Source organism: Myxococcus vastator (assembly GCF_010894475.1).
GTDB classification, from domain to species: domain Bacteria; phylum Myxococcota; class Myxococcia; order Myxococcales; family Myxococcaceae; genus Myxococcus; species Myxococcus vastator.
In genome coordinates, this window is record NZ_JAAIYB010000624.1 from 1 (window position 1) to 3,729 (window position 3,729).

Below are 3,729 nucleotides of genomic sequence, written 5' to 3' on the forward strand. Positions count from 1 at the left end.
CTTCGCGACAGAGAGATGACCATGCCCCCGCCGCTGCGTTTGCTCATGGACCGCGCCCCCACGCCCATCGGCTTGATGCTGGTCGTCTGTGACGAAGCGGGCTGCCTGCGCGCGGTCGACTGGGAGGAGTACGAACCCCGGATGCTCCGGCTGCTGCGGCTCCACTACGGCGCGAGCGGCTATGTGCTCGAGCCCGCGAGCGACCCGTCTGGCAGGACGACCGCGATGCAGGCCTATCTGCGCGGAGACGTCAGCGTCATCGACGCGTTGCCCGTGGCCACCGCGGGCACGCCCTTCCAACGAGAGGTCTGGCGCGCACTGCGCGACATCCCCGCGGGCGCCACCACGAGCTACGGCCAACTGGCCCAGCGAATCGGCCGCCCCAAGGCCGTGCGCGCCGTGGGCATGGCCAACGGCGCAAACCCCATTGGCGTGGTGGTCCCCTGCCACCGGGTGGTCGGGGCCAACGCGTCACTGACGGGCTACGGCGGTGGACTGGAGCGCAAGCAGTGGCTGCTCGACCACGAGCGCCGCCATGCCTCGCGCTCCGTGGCCTGAGGCTCGGCCCGACGGACGCGCCGGACCGCTGTGCCAGGGCCGGATGGACGATGCGATCCTCAACGCGCTGATGCCACCGGACGCCTCGTCCTGAAGACAGGACGCCCGGCGGCACCCCTCGCTCCGCACGCCGGTTCAGCCGCAGCCCAGCGGGTAGGTCACCTCCACCAGTGAGCCCGCCTCGGGGGCCGCGGAGCGGTCGAAGAGGATGGCATTCTCGCGGGCGTCGTACTCCCAGCCGGACGTCACGCGGACGCCGTCCACGTCGACGACGATGCTGCCCGGGTCCTCCGGCGTCTCGGACAACGGGAACTTGCGGTTGGCGCCGAAGGTGCTGTCGGAGAGCTTCTCCAGCGAGCTGGCCCAGTTCGGCGTGCAGATGCTGTCCACCACGCCGCCCGTGGCCTCCGCCAGTTGGATGTAGCGGCTGCCCGAGCTGCTGGACGTGGGGCACCTGGCCAGGTCCGACGGCCCGACGATGGCATTGACGCTCAGCTTCGAGCGGTCGTTGCCCTTCAGCGCCAGCAGGTACGTCTCGTAGAAGGACACCGGCTGCGCGCTGAAGTCCTCCTCGTCCGACACGAAGATGATGGCCAGGCGGGCGTCCTCGCGCAGGAAGCCGCCGTTGCCGTCGTTGGGCTGCGCGGTGCGCGGGTCATCCTCGTTGTAGAGCAGCGGGTCCGACAGCGCGCGGTAGGCGGCCTCCAGCCCCTGCTCGTTCCAATGGCAGACACCCACGCGGGTGTTGTCGGCGAAGACGCCCGCGGCATCCGGCGTCGTCGGGGTGATGATGCGGGGCCGGGAGCCGTCCACGGGGAACAGCCGGCCATTCTCCCCCCCCTGCGCGCCGCCCGGGCACTCGGACCAGCCGCCCGGAGACGGGTCCAGGCCCGTGGTGGTGACACCGATGCGGTAGTCCACCGCGGCGCCGTCCGCCGCGCTCAGGAAGGCCGCGAAGTTCTGCCCCAGGCTCTGCTGCTCCTCCATCATCGACCCCGAGTTGTCGACCACGAAGAGCACGTCCACCTTCGCCTGTGACTCCTGGAAGAAGCGGTCCGTCTGCTCCGCCTTCGTCACGCCCTGCCCCACCATGCCCACCGTGTAGATGGAGCCGTCCTCCAGGGTGAAGCGCAGCGCCACGGCGTCATGGCCCTCATCCACCGGCGCATACGTCGCCGTCAGCGTGCGCGTGCTCTGGCCCGTCAGCGTCCACGGCGCATTGCCGCTACCATCCAGAGAGAACTCGCCCGCGTCCGCGTCGAACGCGACCTGGCTCACCTGGATGGGCCCGACGCACGAGTTCACGGCCACCAGCTCCCGCGTGCGCGGGCCACACGTCAGCTTCGTGACGCCGAAGTCCACGGTGGTGGGCTGCACCGCGAAGCACCCCACCACGCCCTCGCCCCGCAGCTCCACCAGCGGGTGCCCCTGCGTGGGGCTGTTCACCCAGGCCTCGGCCAGCCCCGCGAAGCCACCTTCCTCGGACGGCTTGAAGCGGACCACCAGCGTCGCCTTCGCGCCCGGCTCCAGGACGCCGTTGCGCACGGGAGTCGCGGAGAAGCCCCCGTCAGAGCCCTGGGCGAGCTGCATCGACGCCAGGTAGCACGCCTCCGTGCCCGTGTTCCGCAGCGTCACCCCCAGCGCCACCTCCGCGCCCACCGGCACCTTGCCGAAGTCCAGCTGCTGGGGCAGCGCGTACTGGCACGGCGCGAACACCTGGCCCCGGCCCTCCAGCGCCACCGCCTCCGTGGCCGCGGAGCCGCTGTCACGCACCGTGACGGAGAGCTGCCCCTGGCTGGCGTCCATGTTCCCCGCCTTGGGCCGGAAGGTGACGCTCACCTGGGCATTCTGCCCCGCGGGCACCCTCACGCTGGCGGGCGCCTGGGCCAGGGTGAAGTAGCCGCCCTGCTGCGTGTCGAGCTGCAGGTCGGTGACACTCACGTCCTCGCGGCAGCGGTTGTAGACGGTGACATCCCGCGTCGCCGTCATGCCCTCCGCCACCGTGCCGAATGCCAGCCGCCGGGGCAGCACCGTCACACACGAGCCGCCGCCCTCGCCCGCCAGCGACACCTTGGGGCCCGGGGCGCTGGAGCCCTGCTCGCGCACGCCAATCTCCACCCGCCCGTCACGCACCTTGCCCACCGCCACAGGCGTGAAGGCCACGCGCAGCTCCACCGCCGCGCCCGGCGCCAACTGCCCGTTGGCCACCACCGGCTCATTGGCGATGTGGAAGACGCCCTCCGAGCTGTCCACGAGCTGCGAGCCCGAGAAGCTCAACGGCTGCGTGCCCTGATTGCGCACGGTGATGACCTGCTCCGCCGTGGCCCCCAGCGCCACGCGCCCGAAGTCCACGCGCAGCGGCGTCACCTCCAGCTTGGACGCCACGCCCGTGCCTGTCAGCGGCACCACCGCCGGCTCACACCCGTCGCACACCACCACGTGCAGCGCCGCCTCGGCCGCGCCCAGCCGGCGCGGGGCATAGGCCACCGGCACCACCCGCTGCTCGCCCGGCGCCAGCGAGGAGGGCAGGCCCTGCCCGGCGGTGAACTGGTCGGCGTCCGCGCCCTGCACCGACAGCGTCAGCGGACTGTCCACGTCCGAGGGGTTGCGCACCGTCACCTCGCGCATCTCCACCAGGCCCAGGGCCACGTTGCCGAAGTCGAGCGCCTCCGAGGGCACCTCGAGGAAGGCCTTCACGCCGCGGCCGGACACCGGCACGCGCCCGCCGACCTCCGCGTCGGTGATGATCTCCACCACGCCCTGAATCTCGCCCTCCACCTGCGGCAGGAAGTGGATTTCGATGTCCTGCTCACCACCCGCCGACAGGATGAAGGGCTCGAAGGGGGGGATGTCGACGTTGGGCACGCTGGAGACGGCGCCTTCCACGCGATAGGAGGCCCGGCCCGCGTTGGCGATTCGCAGCTTGAACGTCTTGGTATGCCCCAACGCCGCGGGACCGAAGTCCACGGTCTCCGGCCGGACAACGAAGGCGCTCTTCGCCTTTTGAGAGGCGGGCCGTTCACACGCCACCCCCGCCACCATCGCCGCCACCAGGGGCGGAAGCTGGAACGCCAGGCCGAAGCCCAGGAGCCGCCGCAGCACGTCCACGCGGAAGCGGCCCTGGGGACGCCAGGGTGACGCCCACCCGATGCACACCCTGTCTCTTATACA

At 71.4% G+C, this 3,729-nt stretch carries 2 protein-coding genes; one reads left to right on the plus strand and one right to left on the minus strand.

Annotation, left to right across the window (positions count from 1 at the left end; translation table 11 throughout):
* Positions 1–45 precede the first annotated feature (45 nt).
* Positions 46–558 (plus strand): methylated-DNA--[protein]-cysteine S-methyltransferase, encoded by a 513-nt coding sequence (gene ogt / locus G4D87_RS35055; protein ID WP_163787041.1) that lies wholly within the window; start codon positions 46–48, stop codon positions 556–558.
* 135 nt (positions 559–693) lie between these two features.
* Here the strand turns inward: ogt and G4D87_RS35060 are convergent, their stop codons facing one another.
* Positions 694–3,726 carry a choice-of-anchor D domain-containing protein gene (locus G4D87_RS35060; protein WP_240358859.1) on the minus strand — a complete coding sequence of 1,011 codons (3,033 nt, stop codon included), beginning with the start codon at positions 3,724–3,726 and terminating at the stop codon, positions 694–696.
* Between the last annotated feature and the right edge of the window lie 3 nt (positions 3,727–3,729).